Raw genomic sequence first — 16,101 nt, 5'->3', positions numbered from 1 at the left:
AAAGATGATTAAGCTTGTTGGCATGATGGATTCACCTTATGTACGGCGCGTGGCGATCTCCCTTGAGCTTTATGGGGTTGAGTTTGAAAGCCAGCCGCTGTCAGTCTTTAGCACCTTCGACGCATTCTCCCGGATCAACCCCGCGGTAAAAGCCCCGACGCTGGTTCTGGATAACGGAATACGTCTGATGGATTCCTCGCTGATTCTGAATTATTTTGAGGCTCAGGCCGACCCCGAGCGGAGACTCCTGCCCGTCGCGCCGGATGCGCAGGCAAACGATCTTCAGACGCTGGGCTTTATTCTCGCCGCCGCTGAAAAAGCGGTGCAAAATGTGTATGAACACAACCTGCGCCCGGTAGAAAAGCAGTACGTTTCATGGGTCGAACGCATTACAATCCAGCTGCTGGCGGCCTGCAGGGAATGGAATACCTTACTGGAGGGGCGTCCCGCCACCGCCGTTCCCGATCAGGTTGCCGTCACGAGCACGGTTGTCTGGACTTTTATTCAGTCGATGATCCCGCAGGTCGTTAACGCAGCGGATTTTAGAACGATTCAGGCGTTTGCCGAATCATTCGAATCACAGGCGGTCTTTAGAAAATACCCATTCAGCTAAGTGGCGAGCCCGGTAAGCACTCGCCACCGGGCAAACCCGCACCTAAATCTGATAATCAATCGCCACTTCTTCCGGCTCCATCACCTGACGTTTAATCTCATCCACCGACAGCCCGGCGTTGCAGAGCTCGATAAAGCGCCACACATAGTTACGCTGCAGCTGCCCGCGCTTCAGGCCAAGCCATACGGTGTTGGCGTCAAACAGATGACGCGTGTCAAGACGCACCAGGTTGCCGTCCTCGCGTTCTCCGCTGGACTGTTCCGCCACCAGGCCAATACCCAGACCCAGCTCGACGTAGGTTTTGATGACGTCAGAGTCCTGCGCGCTCAGCACGATGTCGGGCGTTAACCCTTTACGATTGAAGGCTTCATCTATGCGCGAGCGTCCCGTGATCCCCTGGCGATAAGTAATGAGCGGCCATTTCGCAACGTCTTCCAGCGTCAGGGGAGAGACCTGATTCAGCGGATGATCGACCGGGAGCAGTAAGCTGTGATACCAGCGGAACCACGGGAACGCCACCAGCAGCGGGTCGTTGCTCAGGCGTTCGCTGGCGATACCGATATCCGCCCCACCGTTTTGCAGCAGCACTTCAATTTCCTGCGGCGTGCCCTGGATAAGCTCCAGACGCACCTCCGGAAAAAGTTCGCGGAACGCCTTAATCACCGGCGGCAGGCTGTAGCGCGCCTGGGTGTGGGTGGTGGCAATGGTAAGCACGCCCGAGGCGTCATTGGTGAAGAGATCCGCCAGGCGACGCACGTTGCTAGCCTCGTTGAGGATCCGCTCAGCGATGGTGAGCAATGCTTTACCCGGCTCCGTCATGCCGAGCAGCCGCTTGCCGCGACGGATAAAGATCTCTATGCCCAGCTCCTCTTCCAGCTCGCGGATATGGCGGCTGACGCCTGACTGAGAGGTATAAAGCATATTGGCGACCTCGGTCAGGTTGTAGTCCCGCCTGGCCGCCTCACGGATAATTTTAAGTTGCTGGAAATTCACGATTCACTCCGGCGCATCTGACATAGCTCTATTGTTAGAGTCAGCCGAGCTGCAGAACAAATAATAAAAACCAGCATCTTATGCTTTTATGGAATATCAGCTCACGAGCTGGAGTTCACGGTTCTCAAGCGATGGCTTGCTGACCAGCGACATCAGAATCTCTTTTACCGCCTGCGCCTGTGGCGACAGCGAACCGCGTGCGGACATGTTCAGCGAGAGCGGCAGGCTCATGGAAGGCGTGGTGATCCGCGCCATCCAGCCGTTCGCCGCGCTGCACAGCGAACGCGCGGCGGATTCCGGCAGCACGGTGACGCCCATGCCGCTGGCAATGGCTGCGGTCAGCGTGGAGATCGAGTCAATTTCGCCGATGATTTTGGCCGTCAGGCGGCGCAGGGAGAACGCTTCGTCCACGCGCACGCGCACGGCGCTGTAGTCGCGCGGCAGATAGAGGTTCATCTCTGCCACGGCGGTAAGGTCTACGCTCTGGCCCGGACAGTCGCGGGTGCCCACGAGGTAGAGATCTTCTTTCAGCAGCGGCTGGCTGGTGATCCCGGCGACAGGAGAGCGATCGTAAAGGACCGCCATGTCCAGCTGGCCGTTGAGCAGTTTGTCATTCAGTACGGACCCGCTGTTTTCGTGCAGGTACACCAGCACTTCAGGCAGCTCAGCGCGAACGGCCTGCAGCAGCGGCATGGTAATAGAGGACGCGGCCGTTCCCGGCGCCAGGCCAATAGAAACGTGTCCGCTCAGGGTCTGGCCCACGTTATTCACCGCCAGCTGCGCCTGCTCGCACTGGCGCAGAATCGTGCGCGCATGGGTATAGAGAATTTTTCCGGCTTCCGTTGGCGTGACGCCGCGTTTGGTACGGATCAACAGCTGCTGATCCATCTCGCCTTCCAGAGTAGCCACCTGCTGGCTCAGCGCAGGCTGCGCGATATGCAGCACTTCTGCTGCTTGAGTCAGGCTGCCGATATCGACGATTTTTACGAAGTATTTCAGTCGTCTTAAGTTCATTTTGCCCCCTGTTCGAAATGCTGTGCCGGAACCGGCTGTCGTTGTTGAACAGGTTTTGCAATATGAATGCCACTTTTACCAGGCGGTCTGAATCGGGCGCTAAGCGCCTGAAAATAAGGAAACCTAATCATGGAGGGGGGTTTTATTACCGAAACAGCAGTTTATGATCTGCCCCATTAGAGGTATATCCGCACCAAAGCGGTGCATTCCGCTGTCAAAAACAGCACTTTGCCGATTTTGTCAGCAAACGATCAAAAGGCGGCGATCCACCCTTTGACAAGGTGAACGCAGGTCGATAATATGCGCCCCGTTCACACGATTCCTCTGTAGTTCAGTCGGTAGAACGGCGGACTGTTAATCCGTATGTCACTGGTTCGAGTCCAGTCAGAGGAGCCAAATTTGAAAAGCCTGCTTTTAAAGCAGGCTTTTTGCTTTTCTGCGTCGGGTAAAATTGTCGGGTGGCGGCGTTGCCTTACCCGACCGACAAAAACCTCGAATCGTAGGCCGGGTAAGGCAACGCCGCCACCCGGCGAAAATGTCCTCAATTGCCGAGCTTCACCGGCATCCCTGACCGCCGTTCCAGCTCAGCACCTGCACCCTCGTTGATCAACTCTGTCCGCAGCGCGGCCGATATCGGCAGCGGCACTTTCCGGGTCGATTCAAATTCCGCACGGTTACGTGACAACGGCTCATGCACTTCCACCCAGCGGCTGCCGTCCGGTTCCGTGGTGACTTTAACGGGCCGATCGATAAGCTGCACGCGGGTTCCGACGGGAACATTATCGAAAAGGTATTTGATGTCGTTATTCCGCAGACGAATACAGCCCTGGCTCACCCGCAGCCCGATGCCGAAATTGGAGTTTGTGCCGTGTATGGCATACAGCCTGCCGATATAGATTGCATACAGCCCCATCGGGTTATCCGGCCCGGCGGGCACGAAGGCAGGCAGCGTTTTTCCCTCTGCCGCATAGGCACGGCGCGTATTGGGCGTCGGAGACCAGGTGGGTCCCACCTGCTTACGTTCAACCGCCGTTACCCAGTTACGCGGGGTTTCGCGCCCGGCCTGACCGATGCCGATGGGTAGCACTTCAACAGTATTGCTGCCCGGCGGGTAATAGTAGAGACGCATTTCCGCCACGTTAACGACAATCCCCTCGCGAACGGTGTCGGGCAAAATCAGCTGCTGGGGAATGACCAGCCGGGTACCGGATTTAGGCAAAAAAGGATCCACGCCCGGGTTCGCTTCCAGCATATTGCTCAACCCCTGCCCGTACTGCGCGGCAAACGCCTCAAGCGGTAACGTATTATGATCCGGCACGGTAATGACCTGCGAGCTCCCCACCAGGCGACTGCCCGCCGGCGGTAAAGGATAGCTCACCGCCTGCACGCTCTGGCTGATGAGTAACGCAGCAAGACAGCCCAACGCCTTTTTACGACACATATTCCCTTCCTCAGTCGCTTCGCTCTTTAGTAAGCATAGCGTAGCCGTTTTGCATTACCCATCAGGAAATAAAATCAGTTTGCACAGGCCCCCTGTCGCGGTAGTCTCATAGGTTCCGTTTATATGACGGCCGCTATGTGAGTGACCTTTTCTTATACCAATAATTAAAAATCAGTGCAGACAGGACAACTATGGACTCCACTCTCACCTCCACACATCCCAACGAGGAGACACCTTCGCTCAATCGTGCCCGCCGCGCCGCACTCGGCAGCTTCGCGGGTGCCGTCGTCGACTGGTATGATTTTCTGCTCTACGGCATTACCGCCGCGCTGGTGTTTAACCGCGAATTTTTTCCGCAGGTCAGCCCCGCGATGGGCACCCTCGCCGCGTTTGCCACATTCGGCGTCGGTTTTCTGTTTCGCCCGCTGGGCGGGGTGATCTTCGGCCACTTTGGCGACCGCCTCGGCCGCAAGCGCATGCTGATGCTTACCGTCTGGATGATGGGGATCGCCACGGCGCTGATTGGCATTCTCCCGTCGTTTTCCGCGATTGGCTGGTGGGCACCGGTATTGCTGGTGACATTACGGGCGATTCAGGGCTTCGCCGTGGGCGGTGAATGGGGCGGCGCGGCGCTGCTATCCGTTGAGAGCGCGCCCAAAAATAAGAAAGCGTTTTACAGCAGCGGCGTGCAGGTCGGATACGGCGTGGGTCTGCTCCTTTCTACCGGGCTGGTCTCCTTGATCAGCCAGCTCACCACCGATGAGCAGTTCCTGAGCTGGGGCTGGCGCATTCCGTTCATCTTCAGCATCGTGCTGGTCATCGCCGCGCTGTGGATCCGTAACGGTATGGAGGAGTCGGCAGAGTTCGAAAAACAGCAGGAAAAACCGACCGTCAAAAAAAGGCTGCCGGTCATGGAGGCACTCGTCCGGCATCCTGGCGCTTTTCTGAAAATTATTGCCCTGCGCCTGTGTGAACTGCTGACGATGTATATCGTCACCGCGTTTGCCCTGAACTACTCGACGCAGAACCTCGGCCTGCCGCGTGAACTGTTCCTGAATATCGGTCTGGTGGTTGGCGGGATCAGCTGCCTGACCATCCCCTGCTTCGCCTGGCTGGCGGACCGCTTTGGCCGCCGTCGCGTCTATATCACCGGGGCGCTGGTGGGCACCCTCAGCGCCTGGCCATTCTTTATGGCGCTGGAGGCGCAGTCGATATTCTGGATTGTCTTCTTCGCCATCATGCTCGCCAACGTCGCTCACGACATGGTGGTCTGCGTCCAGCAGCCGATGTTTACCGAACTGTTCGGCGCCAGCTACCGCTACAGCGGCGCGGGCGTGGGCTACCAGGTCGCAAGCGTGGTCGGCGGCGGGTTTACGCCATTTATTGCCGCCGCGCTGGTGACCTTCTCCGGCGGAAACTGGCACAGCGTGGCGATTTATCTGCTGGCCGGTTGCCTGCTCTCTGCTGCGACGGCGCTGGTGATGAAAGAGCCCCGCCACACCTGATCACCCTTTTGTTTCACAGGCGTGTGACATACTATCGGGTAGAGTCGCACACCTGTGGAACAAGGAGACAGAGATGAATAATAAGGGCTCCAGCCTGACCCCGGCTCAGGCGCTGGAAAAACTCGACGCGCTGTATGAACAGTCCGTCAATGCGCTGCGCAGCGCCATCAGCGAATATATCGAAACAGGGAAACTTCCCGACCAAAAGGCCAGAAACGAGGGCCTTTTTGTTTATCCATCGCTCTCTGTGACCTGGGACGGCAGCGCCAGCACGACGCCAAAAACCCGCGCCTACGCCCGTTTTACCCACTCCGGCTGCTACAGCACCACCGTCACCCGCCCGGCCCTGTTCCGCCCGTATCTTGAAGAACAACTTACGCTGTTGTACCAGGATTACGGCGCGCACATTGCCGTTGAGCCCTCGCAGCATGAGATCCCCTATCCGTACGTAATTGACGGTTCGGCGTTAACCCTTGACCGCTCCATGAGCGCGGGGCTGACCCGCCACTTCCCGACGACGGAACTGTCGCAGATTGGCGATGAGACCGCCGACGGGATTTATCACCCGGCAGAATTTTCTCCTCTGTCGCACTTTGACGCCCGCCGGGTCGATTTCTCCCTGGCGCGACTGCGCCACTACACCGGTACGCCCGCTGAACATTTTCAGCCGTTCGTGCTCTTTACCAACTACACCCGCTACGTCGACGAGTTTGTCCGCTGGGGATGCAGCCAGATCCTCGACCCGGAAAGCCCGTATATCGCCCTCTCCTGCGCGGGCGGGATCTGGATCACCGCAGAGACCGAAGCCCCCGAGCAGGCCATCTCCGACCTGGCGTGGAAAAAACACCAGATGCCCGCCTGGCACCTGATCACCGCCGACGGTCAGGGCATTACGTTGATTAACATTGGCGTCGGCCCCTCGAACGCCAAAACCATCTGCGACCATCTGGCGGTGCTGCGCCCGGACGTGTGGCTGATGATTGGTCACTGCGGCGGCCTGCGTGAAAGCCAGCTGATTGGCGATTACGTGCTCGCCCACGCCTACCTGCGCGACGACCACGTGTTGGATGCGGTGCTGCCGCCGGATATCCCAATCCCGAGCATCGCCGAAGTACAGCGTGCGCTGTATGACGCCACCAAAGCGGTCAGCGGCATGCCGGGCGAAGAGGTGAAACAGCGCCTGCGCACCGGTACGGTCGTCACGACGGATGACCGCAACTGGGAGCTGCGTTACTCCGCCTCCGCGCTGCGGTTCAACCTGAGCCGCGCGGTAGCCATTGATATGGAGAGCGCCACCATCGCCGCACAGGGCTATCGCTTCCGCGTCCCGTACGGCACGCTGCTGTGCGTCTCCGATAAGCCGCTGCACGGCGAAATTAAGCTACCGGGCCAGGCCAACCGTTTCTATGAAGGGGCCATCTCAGAGCATCTGCAAATTGGCATTCGCGCCATCGACCTGCTTCGGGCGGAAGGTGACAGGCTGCATTCCCGCAAGCTGCGCACCTTCAACGAGCCGCCGTTCCGCTAATAACGATAAGGAATAACCATGTCCAGCACATCTCCGCTCTCTGCCCTGCGCCACTGGCTTGAGGCCAGCCATCTCGACGGGATGATCGTCCCGCGTGCGGATGCGTGGCAGAGCGAATACTGCGCGCCCTGTGACGAAAAGCTGGCCTGGCTGACGGGCTTTGACGGTTCTGCCGGCGTCGCGCTGGTACTGAAGGATAAAGCGCTGCTGTTCGTCGACGGGCGCTATCAGGTGCAGGCCCGCGTTCAGGTGAATCTGGACGAGATTGAAATTCACCACCTGCACAACGAGCCGCTGGCTGAATGGCTGACAGAAAACGTGGAGGCAGGCACGCGCATCGGTTTTGACGCACTGCTGATGACCAATACGGAGTTTGAGCAACTGTCCGCCACGCCGTGCAGGCTGGTACCGCTGAAGGTTTCGCCGTTTGACGCCTTATGGACCGATCGCCCTGCCGCACCGGCGGGGCTTATTCGTGAAATGCCGGTTGAAGTAAGCGGTGAAAGCAGCGAGGACAAACGTCAGCGCGTCGCTGCCGTGCTGGCCGCGAACAATGCTGATTATCTGGCCGTTACGCTGCCGGATAACATTGCATGGCTGCTCAACGTAAGGGGCTCAGATATCCCAACCAGTCCGGTACCGCTCTCATTTGCCCTGCTGAGTCGTGACGGCCACGTTGAGTGGTTTGTAAACGACAACAAGCTCGGCGCCCTGCCTGAAGAGGTGCGCAATGCGTTTACGATTGCGCCGCAGGACGCCTTCATCGAACGCTGTCAGCAGATTGCTGCAGGCAAACGGGTGATGGTTGATGCCGATTCCGCTCCGGTCGCCCTGCGCTTTGCCATTGAACCACGGGGAGAGATTGTCTGGCGAACCGATCCCATCACCCTGATGAAGGCCACCAAAAACCCGATCGAGCTGGCTGGGTATCGCGCGTGCCATCACCAGGACGGTGCCGCCTGGGTCAACTTCCTGGCCTGGCTGAGCCGCGAAGTGCCGCTGCGCGAGGCGGCAGGAAATCCGCTCACCGAGCTGGAAGTGCAGGCGCAGCAGCTCGCGTTCCGTAAACAGCAGCCCGGGTTTATCGAGCAAAGCTTTGCGACCATCTCCGCCTCTTCGAGCAATGCGGCGATGTGCCACTATCATTCGAGCGAGGCCAGCAACAAGCCCATCGGCCATGATCATTTTTACCTGAACGATTCCGGCGGTCAGTACATTAATGGCACCACCGATGCCACGCGCACGCTGGCATGGAGTAAGGTCGACCCGCAGCAGCGCCTGCACTACACCGCCGTGCTGAGAGGCTTTCTGTCGCTCATTACCCTGCAGTTCCCCTCTGGCACTCAGGGGCATCAGCTGGATGCCTTCGCGCGTCGTCCGCTGTGGGAGATGGGGCTGGATTACGATCACGGCACAGGGCATGGCGTGGGGCATCAGCTTCTGATCCATGAGAATCCGCATCGCATCGCCAAAAAGGTCAACCCGTGGCCGCTGGTGGCGGGCAATATCATGACGATTGAACCTGGCTACTATCTGGGCGATAGCCACGGGATTCGCATTGAAAACCAGGTGGAGATTGTGGAGAGCCGTCCGGGATTCTGTAAATTTGCCTCGCTGACGCTGATCCCGATTGATTTAAGCCAGGTCGAGCTGGATCTGTTGAGCGAACAGGAAAAAGCGTGGCTGGATGCGTATCACCAGCAGGTGCGTGAGGCGCTGTCACCACTGGTGAACAGCGATGCGCGTTCGTGGCTGGAAGAGGCGACGGCACCGGTTCGTGTGAACGGATAGTGCGGCTTTTGCCGGGTGGCGGCTTCGCCTTACCCGGCCTACGATTCGAGGTTGTTGTCGGTCGGGTAAGGCGCAGCCGCCACCCGACAATTTAACCCAACCCAGAAAAGCAAAAAGCCTGCTTTAAAAGCAGGCTTTTCAAATTTGGCTCCTCTGACTGGACTCGAACCAGTGACATACGGATTAACAGTCCGCCGTTCTACCGACTGAACTACAGAGGAATCGTGTGAACGGGGCGCATATTATCGATGCTCCCCCATGATGTCAAAGGCAGAATGCATATTTCCGATCGTTTGCCGATTTATTCTCCACTTCGCGCAATTGTCAGGCATTTTTCCGCGGGTATTTCCACAGCCAGCGCCCGCTGACCATGCGCCAGTAGAACAGCGCGCCCCGTACGGCCCAGTCCAGGAACATACCCAGCCAGACGCCAACCACGCCCCATCCGAGCATCACCCCGAGCGTATACCCCGCCACAACGCGACATCCCCACATGCCGAGCATCGACACCCACATCGCAAAGCGGGCGTCACGCGCGCCCTTCAGCCCGGCTGGCAGTACCCATGAGGCCGCCCAGATGGGCATAAAGGCCGCATTGAGCCAGATGAGGATTTTAACGACCTCTTTAACGTCCTCTTCGTGGGTATAGAACGAGGCCATCAGCCCGGCAAACGGCGCCGTTCCCCAGGCAATCACGGTCAGTCCAATGGTCGACAGCCAGAAAACGTGGCGCAGCTGCCGCTCAGCCTGTCCGATCTGCCCTTTCCCGAGCCGTTTCCCGGTAATGATAGTCGAGGCCGAACCCAGCGCGTTACCCGGCAGGTTAATCAGCGAGGCGATAGAAAAGGCGATGAAGTTACCGGCGATAACGTCGGTGCCCATCCCGGCGACAAACATCTGCGTCAGCAGCTTCCCGCCGTTAAACAGCACCGACTCAATACTGGCGGGAATGCCGATCCCCATCACTTCCCAGATAATGGCGAAGTTAAAGGGGCGGAAATAGCTCTTCAGCGTGAGGCGCAGCGAGGGAGTAATCCCCGCCATCAGCACGCCGATAATCGCCGCCGCACCGATATAGCGTGAAATGGTTAGCCCCAGTCCGGCGCCGACGAACCCCAGCCCGTCCCACGAGAACACGCCGTAGATCAGCACGCTGCTGATGATGATATTCAGGATATTCATTCCGCCGTTGATCAGGAGCGGAATTTTGGTGTTACCTGCCCCGCGCAGCGCGCCGCTGCCAATCAGGGCGATAGCCGCCGCCGGATAGCTTATTACGGTCATCTCCAGATAGGTCAGCGCCAGGTCTTTGACCTCGTTCGTGGCTTCCCCGGCGACAAAATCGATAATCTCTTTACCGAAATAGTGGATCACCGCCGCCAGAACAATCGAAAAGACAGTCATGATCATCAGCGACTGGCGGGCTGCCTCGCGCGCACGTTTGGGATCGAGCTTGCCGAGGCTAAAAGCCACCACCACCGTCGTCCCGAGATCGATGGCAGCAAAAAATGACATCACCACCATGTTAAAGCTGTCCGCCAGCCCGACCCCCGCCATCGCCTCTTTCCCCAGCCAGCTCACCAGGAAGGTGCTCAGTACCCCCATCAGCAGAACGCAGGTATTTTCCAGGAAGATAGGCACAGCAAGAGGGGTGATTTCACGCCAGAACAGGACACGATAGCTTTTACGTTTTGCATACCATGGCGTGCGCGCGATCGCCTGGCGTAAGGAGGCAGTGACGTTCAAAATGGACCTTAGCGAGAAAAGTTGAAACTCCATTTCAAATGATGGGGGAGAAATGCTAATCCTGCAAAGTATTTTCCTGAAAAAAGATGTGTGGAATTACAACAAACTGACGACAGAATCAGCAATCAGTCGATATTCCCTAAGATCAGGTTTGACAAAAGTTTTTTCGCCGCTAAGATAAGCCTCCACAACGATTCCTCTGTAGTTCAGTCGGTAGAACGGCGGACTGTTAATCCGTATGTCACTGGTTCGAGTCCAGTCAGAGGAGCCAAATTTAAAAAGCCTGCTTTTAAAGCAGGCTTTTTGCTTTGCGGATGAGGGAAAATGAACGCTCTGTTTGTCTACGGCACGCTGCGTCCGGGCCATTCTAATGCGCATATCCTTGAAAACATCGGCGGTGAATGGCTGGCCGGTTTCGTCTCCGGTACGTTCTACGAACGCGGCTGGGGTGCGGCGGCAGACTTTCCCGGGATTGTCCTCCACTCTGATGGACCGCGCGTCGAAGGCTATCTGTTTATCTCTGATAACCTTTCCGCACACTGGCAAATGCTGGATGAGTTTGAAGACGGCTATGACCGGGTTGAGGTCACGGTGACTACCTCTGAAGGCAAGCAGGTTCAAGCCTGGATTTATCAGCTACAGCCACGTTCTGAGTCATAAAAAAAGGCTCTCTGTCACCAGAGAGCCTTTTTCACGATTCGCTGCGATTACTCGCTTTTTGCTTCGCCGTTTTTGATTTCGCCCATCACTTTCAGCTTCTTAGAGATGTCGCGACGCTCTTTGGACAGTTCAGCGTTTTTGATGATGTAATCATCAACACGGTCTTCATAGTCGCTCTTCATGCTGGCGATGATGCCCTGAATAGCTTCAACGCTCATGCCTGGCTTGATGTAGTCGCTCAGGTTGTCGAGCAGCAGAACACGTTTCTGGTTGTCACGGATCTTCTTCTCAACGTCCTGGATTTCACGCTGCAGCTTGTTTTTGCGGCGGAACAGGCGGACGAATTCCAGAACATCCTGGAACGAAGGCTTGGTAGTTTCCATTTTTACACCCCTGATAATGTGAGATTCGGATTCGTTAAAGCAACCGTTGTAACAACAACCTTACTGACAGCGGCTGCGAATGACAATGAGTATATCGTTTAAACCTATCATAACCCCAATTGCTGCTGAATCGAAGCAGCAGGCGTCACATCCGCGTTTTATTTGCGCAGCGCCCGACAAATCAGATGCGATAGCAGCTCAAGCTGTCGCGCCAGTTCCATACTCAGCCAGACATAGCCATGAATGGGCGTTTCCGCCACGTTATCGCCCTGCCGCTCATTGATTAACTGCTTCAGCTCCGCAACGATCTCATTCAGCCGCTCGCTGTTTGCCAGTATCGGCTGCGGGTTACCTTCGTAGAGCGCATGAGCGATAGTCAACAGCGTTTGCTGCGTCATCTGCTGGGTCTCTTTGAGGGTCTGCGCGTTAAGCATCAACAGATGGCTCGGGCGAGAGGCCCAGTGCGCGTTGATTTGCAGTTCAAGCATGCAGACCAGGTTGCGGCTTACCGTCTGGATGGCTTCGAAAATCGCTTTCTGAATATGGGTCTCTTTGCTGGCGGGCGTGATCAGGCCGCGCATTTTGACCACGTCGTTGAGGATGGTTTGCAGATGCTTTTCCAGCCGGGGGCGTTCAACCAGATTAGGGGAAAAACCGGCCTGATAGACGCGGTTAAACGCGGTGACATAGTTGGCCATCTGGATACGCCAGTGCAGAAAAGCCCGCTGCGGCCAGATGCCGGTAAACAGCATGGCGAGCAGTGAACCCAGAATGACATCCCCGCTTCGCCACAGCGCCGTGGTCATATCCCCGGCGGGTGCGCCGACCACCACCGCAAGCGTAATACCAATCAGCAGCGCCTGATAAGGACGCTTGCCCAACGCCAGCCAGCCGCACAGGAACATGGCGGCACCACACCATATCAGCATGACCGGAAACGAGATAAGTTCCAGCTTCAGGGCGATAAGCCCAAGTGCCGAGCCTAACACGGTCCCGCCAATACGCTCGAAGGCGCGCGGGACAACGTTGCCCCAAAACGAGATGGGCCCCATCACCACCACCAGCGTGATCAGCGGCCACGTCCCTTCCGGAACCTCCAGCAAGCGGACCAGTACAAACGTCAATACGAATGCCAGCGCGATGCGACACCCGTGCACCACACGGTAGTGTTTATACAACCGAATTTCAAAAGGGGTTAATGATTTGTCGGGACGCACACCCGCTCTCCAGCTACACGGCAAATCACAATTGTACTGTGTTTTCAGCCGGGCGGAACGGTCCCGGCTGAAAAACCCTTTATTCAGCAGGCCTAAACCGGTTTGTGCTCTACCGCGATATACATTTCAATATCCCAGTAGCCGTCCGCGTTGCCGTCATTCAGGTAGCGCTCGAAGCAGGGTTTGAGCGCCATCTGATACGTATTGTCCTGCAGCAGGGAATTGAAGAACTGATACCACGGCGTGGCAAAGTCGTAGTTTTCCACACGCGCCGTCGCCACGGCATAATCACCGCCCGCGATTTCCGTCATCATGACGCCTTCGCTGTTTTCCGGGATCACAAAATCGTCCGGTACGGTAACGGCCGTATCGCAGCGCAGTTTTTCGGCCGGGACTTCATCCGGGTTATCGTAGTAGACCGCCACCCACTCCAGCGGCTCAATGTGACGCCCGTCGACCCACATGACCAGCTGTTCAAAGCCCTGTTTTACCGTGTGTTCCCACGGACCGACCAAATGAAAACCGGCAATCTTACGTTTCTGTTGCTGCGTAATGCTGTAGTCCATGCTGCCTCCGTTTATCACTGTATATTTATACACTATAAAACTGGATTATCATTATCAGCAAACGAGGAGTGTTTATTATGTGAGCAGACTCGCAACCCTGCCAGTCTGCTCATCGGCGGTTAAAGCGTGTGATGCAGATAATCGCTCAGACGAGAGAACAGGCCGCCTTTATCAACGGCTTCCAGCGTGACCAGCGGCCAGTGGGCTACCACCTTGTCACGATCGTAAAGCTGGATCTCCCCGACACGCTGATGCGCGGCAATCGGCGCTTCCAGCTCTTTTTTATCCAGCACGTATTTGGCTTTGATATTGGGCACCTCCGCTTTCGGCAAGGCCAGCCAGAAGTCCTGGTCGGTGCCCAGTTTTACCTGCTCCTTGTCGCCGTACCAGATGCGCTCCGTTCCCACTTTTTTTCCGTTATGCAGGATCTGCACCGTATCGAAATTCTGCTGCCCCCAGTGCAGCAGTTTTCGGGCCTGGTCCTCACGCCCTTTCGGGCTGTCCGCTCCCATTACAACGGCAATCAAACGACGCTGACCGTCAACGGCGGATGCAATCAGGTTAAAGCCGGCCCCCGAGGTATGCCCCGTTTTCAGCCCGTCTACGTTCATGGTCTTATCCCACAGCAGGCCGTTACGGTTCTGCTGGGTGATCCCGTTCCAGGTCAGGCTCTTTTCGCTGTACATATGATAAAACTCGGGCTCACCGTGGATAATGGCCCGGGAGAGAACGGCCAGGTCATACGCCGAGCTATGCTGGCCAGGCGCGTCCAGCCCGTGGACGGTTTCGAAGTGGGTATCACGCAGGTTCAGCTTCTGCACATAGTCGTTCATCATCTTCACGAACTGCGGCTGCCCGCCCGCCACGTGATCGGCCAGCGCCACGCAGGCGTCGTTGCCGGAATCGACAATCAGGCCGCGGCTCAGATCGCGCACGGTGACGCGATCGCCCTCTTTCAGGAACATCAGCGACGAACCGTCAAACACCGGGTTCCCTTTTGCCCACGCATCGCGCCCTACGGTGACGATGTCATCCGGGGTAATGCGGTGGCTATCAATGGCCCGATCCACCACATAACCCGTCATCAGCTTGGTCAGGCTCGCCGGATTACGTTGTTGATGTTCGTTGCCCGCCGTTAAAATCTGACCAGTCGTGTAATCCATCAGCACCCAGGAGCCAGCCTGAATGGCCGGAGGCTGCGGCGAAAAATCCAGTGGTTCGGCCGCAAAAGCAGATGAGACACTCGAAGCGAGTAAAGAAACAGCAATAAACAGACGGCGTTTCAACGGTATATCCTCAGGTCATTAAAAATCGATGACCTTTTTACGGGAGTTCTGATGTCGTTACCTGGCTTAATTGCAAAAAAATGTGACAGAACGCAGATTTTTCTCTGAAGCTGGCGCGCAAATTTGCGACGCGGCGGTGCTTTTTATTCGGTCTGACCCGCACGATCGTTTACCATAGTGACGTCATTTTTTAACAGGATGGTATTACTGGTGTCTGACTCTGCCGCTCGCCCGACTTTTTTGTTCCACGATTACGCGCAGCAACGCTGAGAGCAGCCACCAGTAAGGGTAAGGTGATGTGCTGATTTTGCTTGGTACGCAATTTGGTACACAACGCAATTTTCACATCACCGGGCAGTCGTCGAACTCGCCAGACCGCGCGTCGTTGATGATATACGTGATCACCCCAAATACCGGACGCGAAGTGTCGGATACCTCATCCTTATCTGGCAAACTCTCCCGTTTACCGTTCTCAAGGTTTTCCAGGTGTGGCCGCGGGTGTGTGCGATACCGCTTAATCCTAAACTCACCGCTATCTATGCAAACCAGCAATGAACCATCACATGGAGACAGTGACGCGTCGACAACCAGCAAAGCACCGTTGAGGATACCTTCCCGGTAATGCGTTGCACCGGCCCGCATAAAGTACGTAGCCGCTGGCCTGGTGATGATGCGCTCGTCAAGCGATATACGCTGTTCAACGTAATCCGTAGCCGGCGAAGGAAAGCCCATTAGAAAACCCTCCCCATGTTACGTAGGATCCAGTACCGGTTCTCGCTTTCGTTTGTCGTCTTATCGGCGAAGTCCGGCTGGTATCGCTCGATCCATGTATTTGCATCCGCCTGACTGAAATGCCAGTTCCTCTCCTGCAGTTCAGCGATGAATTTGTCTGTATGCAGACAGAGATAGCCCTTCGGGTTTTGCTGTATGGCCGCAATAAAAGCAGCACGAATATCCGGTTGACGAGGCATAAACGCACCCTTACTCGCTCATTAACTGTATGCATATACAGTAGTATTTTCACGAAAACAGATCAAGCACAGGCAGTTTTCACTTATAAGAGGATCGGTATGTTTGTTGAACTGGTTTATGACAAGCGAAATGTTGAGGGGCTCGAAGGGGCCAGGGAGATCATTCTGGCCGAGCTGACGAAGCGGGTGCACCAGATTTTCCCTGGTGCCGAAGTGAAGGTAAAGCCGATGCAGGCGAACGGGTTGAATAGTGATGCCAGCAAAAGCGATCGGGAAAAACTCAACCGCATGCTGGAGGAAATGTTTGAAGAGTCCGATATGTGGTTGGTCTCAGAGTTCCCGACCGTTCGTCAGGTTGGCCTTTAAAACTTGTTCGGGTAATCTGTC

At 56.5% G+C, this 16,101-nt stretch carries 16 protein-coding genes and 3 tRNA genes; 8 read left to right on the top strand and 11 right to left on the bottom strand.

The window, feature by feature from the left end; genetic code table 11:
* Positions 1–4: 4 nt before the first annotated feature.
* Positions 5–613 (top strand): glutathione S-transferase family protein, encoded by a 609-nt coding sequence (locus C6A40_RS19950; RefSeq protein ID WP_045336423.1) that lies wholly within the window; start codon positions 5–7, stop codon positions 611–613.
* Positions 614–655: 42 nt separating this feature from the next.
* Here C6A40_RS19950 and cbl read toward each other — a convergent pair whose 3' ends face one another.
* Positions 656–1,606, bottom strand: coding sequence for an HTH-type transcriptional regulator Cbl (gene cbl / locus C6A40_RS19945; protein WP_008499476.1), 951 nt, complete (start codon positions 1,604–1,606; stop codon positions 656–658).
* A 96-nt stretch (positions 1,607–1,702) separates the two neighbouring features.
* The gene (nac, locus tag C6A40_RS19940) at positions 1,703–2,620 is read right to left on the bottom strand and encodes a nitrogen assimilation transcriptional regulator NAC (RefSeq protein WP_008499475.1); all 918 of its coding nucleotides are present in this window, start codon (positions 2,618–2,620) and stop codon (positions 1,703–1,705) included.
* Between the two features lie 320 nt (positions 2,621–2,940).
* Here nac and C6A40_RS19935 point away from each other — a divergent pair.
* Positions 2,941–3,016: transfer RNA gene (locus C6A40_RS19935), tRNA-Asn, on the top strand.
* 145 nt (positions 3,017–3,161) lie between these two features.
* Here the strand turns inward: C6A40_RS19935 and ldtA are convergent.
* On the bottom strand, positions 3,162–4,061 hold the full coding sequence (gene ldtA, locus C6A40_RS19930) for a L,D-transpeptidase (protein WP_039266695.1): 900 nt from the start codon (positions 4,059–4,061) through the stop codon (positions 3,162–3,164).
* 191 nt (positions 4,062–4,252) lie between these two features.
* On the opposite strand from ldtA, the gene shiA reads away from it, so the two are divergent.
* The 3 genes from shiA to C6A40_RS19915 all read left to right on the top strand — a co-directional run bounded on the left by shiA (position 4,253) and on the right by C6A40_RS19915 (position 8,885).
* The gene (gene shiA / locus C6A40_RS19925; protein ID WP_045336424.1) at positions 4,253–5,566 is read left to right on the top strand and encodes a shikimate transporter; all 1,314 of its coding nucleotides are present in this window, start codon (positions 4,253–4,255) and stop codon (positions 5,564–5,566) included.
* 73 nt (positions 5,567–5,639) lie between these two features.
* Entirely contained in the window at positions 5,640–7,094 is a 1,455-nt protein-coding gene (locus tag C6A40_RS19920) for an AMP nucleosidase (protein ID WP_008499471.1), read from the top strand.
* A gap of 18 nt (positions 7,095–7,112) precedes the next feature.
* On the top strand, positions 7,113–8,885 hold the full coding sequence (locus tag C6A40_RS19915) for an aminopeptidase P family protein (RefSeq protein ID WP_045336425.1): 1,773 nt from the start codon (positions 7,113–7,115) through the stop codon (positions 8,883–8,885).
* A gap of 145 nt (positions 8,886–9,030) precedes the next feature.
* Here the strand turns inward: C6A40_RS19915 and C6A40_RS19910 are convergent.
* Positions 9,031–9,106: transfer RNA gene (locus C6A40_RS19910), tRNA-Asn, on the bottom strand.
* Positions 9,107–9,209: 103 nt separating this feature from the next.
* Positions 9,210–10,664, bottom strand: coding sequence for a multidrug efflux MATE transporter EmmdR (gene emmdR / locus C6A40_RS19905; RefSeq protein WP_021241423.1), 1,455 nt, complete (start codon positions 10,662–10,664; stop codon positions 9,210–9,212).
* A 162-nt stretch (positions 10,665–10,826) separates the two neighbouring features.
* Here emmdR and C6A40_RS19900 point away from each other — a divergent pair.
* A tRNA-Asn gene (locus C6A40_RS19900) sits at positions 10,827–10,902 on the top strand.
* Positions 10,903–10,955: 53 nt separating this feature from the next.
* Positions 10,956–11,291, top strand: a complete 336-nt coding sequence (locus tag C6A40_RS19895) for a gamma-glutamylcyclotransferase family protein (RefSeq protein ID WP_023325604.1) — start codon at positions 10,956–10,958, stop codon at positions 11,289–11,291.
* A 47-nt stretch (positions 11,292–11,338) separates the two neighbouring features.
* Here the strand turns inward: C6A40_RS19895 and C6A40_RS19890 are convergent, their stop codons facing one another.
* From C6A40_RS19890 to C6A40_RS19865, 6 genes are all read right to left on the bottom strand, one after another.
* Positions 11,339–11,674, bottom strand: coding sequence for a DUF496 family protein (locus C6A40_RS19890; protein ID WP_008499467.1), 336 nt, complete (start codon positions 11,672–11,674; stop codon positions 11,339–11,341).
* Positions 11,675–11,832: 158 nt separating this feature from the next.
* A complete protein-coding gene (locus tag C6A40_RS19885; protein ID WP_008499466.1) occupies positions 11,833–12,891 on the bottom strand; it encodes an FUSC family protein in 1,059 nt (352 codons plus the stop codon).
* Between the two features lie 92 nt (positions 12,892–12,983).
* Entirely contained in the window at positions 12,984–13,457 is a 474-nt protein-coding gene (sbmC, locus tag C6A40_RS19880) for a DNA gyrase inhibitor SbmC (protein ID WP_023293783.1), read from the bottom strand.
* Positions 13,458–13,576: 119 nt separating this feature from the next.
* Positions 13,577–14,743 (bottom strand): serine-type D-Ala-D-Ala carboxypeptidase DacD, encoded by a 1,167-nt coding sequence (dacD, locus tag C6A40_RS19875; protein WP_008499464.1) that lies wholly within the window; start codon positions 14,741–14,743, stop codon positions 13,577–13,579.
* Positions 14,744–15,085: 342 nt separating this feature from the next.
* Positions 15,086–15,475, bottom strand: coding sequence for a HumD family translesion DNA polymerase (locus tag C6A40_RS25325; protein ID WP_114191379.1), 390 nt, complete (start codon positions 15,473–15,475; stop codon positions 15,086–15,088).
* Positions 15,475–15,714, bottom strand: coding sequence for a hypothetical protein (locus tag C6A40_RS19865; RefSeq protein WP_045355115.1), 240 nt, complete (start codon positions 15,712–15,714; stop codon positions 15,475–15,477). The genes C6A40_RS25325 and C6A40_RS19865 overlap by 1 nt, the downstream gene beginning before the upstream one ends.
* Before the next feature lie 99 nt (positions 15,715–15,813).
* On the opposite strand from C6A40_RS19865, the gene C6A40_RS19860 reads away from it, so the two are divergent.
* The gene (locus C6A40_RS19860) at positions 15,814–16,080 is read left to right on the top strand and encodes a DinI family protein (RefSeq protein ID WP_063927759.1); all 267 of its coding nucleotides are present in this window, start codon (positions 15,814–15,816) and stop codon (positions 16,078–16,080) included.
* Positions 16,081–16,101: the final 21 nt, after the last annotated feature.

Source organism: Enterobacter sp. GER_MD16_1505_Eko_090, assembly GCF_003331015.1.
GTDB classification, from domain to species: Bacteria; Pseudomonadota; Gammaproteobacteria; order Enterobacterales; family Enterobacteriaceae; genus Enterobacter; species Enterobacter roggenkampii.
This window is presented reverse-complemented; position numbering and strand designations above follow the sequence as displayed.

Coding starts and splice junctions, on each gene's coding strand:
- C6A40_RS19950 (WP_045336423.1), top strand. CDS start 5: ATGATTAAGCTTGTTGGCATGATGGATTCACCTTATGTACGGCGCGTG.
- nac (WP_008499475.1), bottom strand. CDS start 2,620: ATGAACTTAAGACGACTGAAATACTTCGTAAAAATCGTCGATATCGGC.
- ldtA (WP_039266695.1), bottom strand. CDS start 4,061: ATGTGTCGTAAAAAGGCGTTGGGCTGTCTTGCTGCGTTACTCATCAGC.
- shiA (WP_045336424.1), top strand. CDS start 4,253: ATGGACTCCACTCTCACCTCCACACATCCCAACGAGGAGACACCTTCG.
- C6A40_RS19920 (WP_008499471.1), top strand. CDS start 5,640: ATGAATAATAAGGGCTCCAGCCTGACCCCGGCTCAGGCGCTGGAAAAA.
- C6A40_RS19915 (WP_045336425.1), top strand. CDS start 7,113: ATGTCCAGCACATCTCCGCTCTCTGCCCTGCGCCACTGGCTTGAGGCC.
- emmdR (WP_021241423.1), bottom strand. CDS start 10,664: ATGGAGTTTCAACTTTTCTCGCTAAGGTCCATTTTGAACGTCACTGCC.
- C6A40_RS19895 (WP_023325604.1), top strand. CDS start 10,956: ATGAACGCTCTGTTTGTCTACGGCACGCTGCGTCCGGGCCATTCTAAT.
- C6A40_RS19890 (WP_008499467.1), bottom strand. CDS start 11,674: ATGGAAACTACCAAGCCTTCGTTCCAGGATGTTCTGGAATTCGTCCGC.
- sbmC (WP_023293783.1), bottom strand. CDS start 13,457: ATGGACTACAGCATTACGCAGCAACAGAAACGTAAGATTGCCGGTTTT.
- C6A40_RS25325 (WP_114191379.1), bottom strand. CDS start 15,475: ATGGGCTTTCCTTCGCCGGCTACGGATTACGTTGAACAGCGTATATCG.
- C6A40_RS19865 (WP_045355115.1), bottom strand. CDS start 15,714: ATGCCTCGTCAACCGGATATTCGTGCTGCTTTTATTGCGGCCATACAG.
- C6A40_RS19860 (WP_063927759.1), top strand. CDS start 15,814: ATGTTTGTTGAACTGGTTTATGACAAGCGAAATGTTGAGGGGCTCGAA.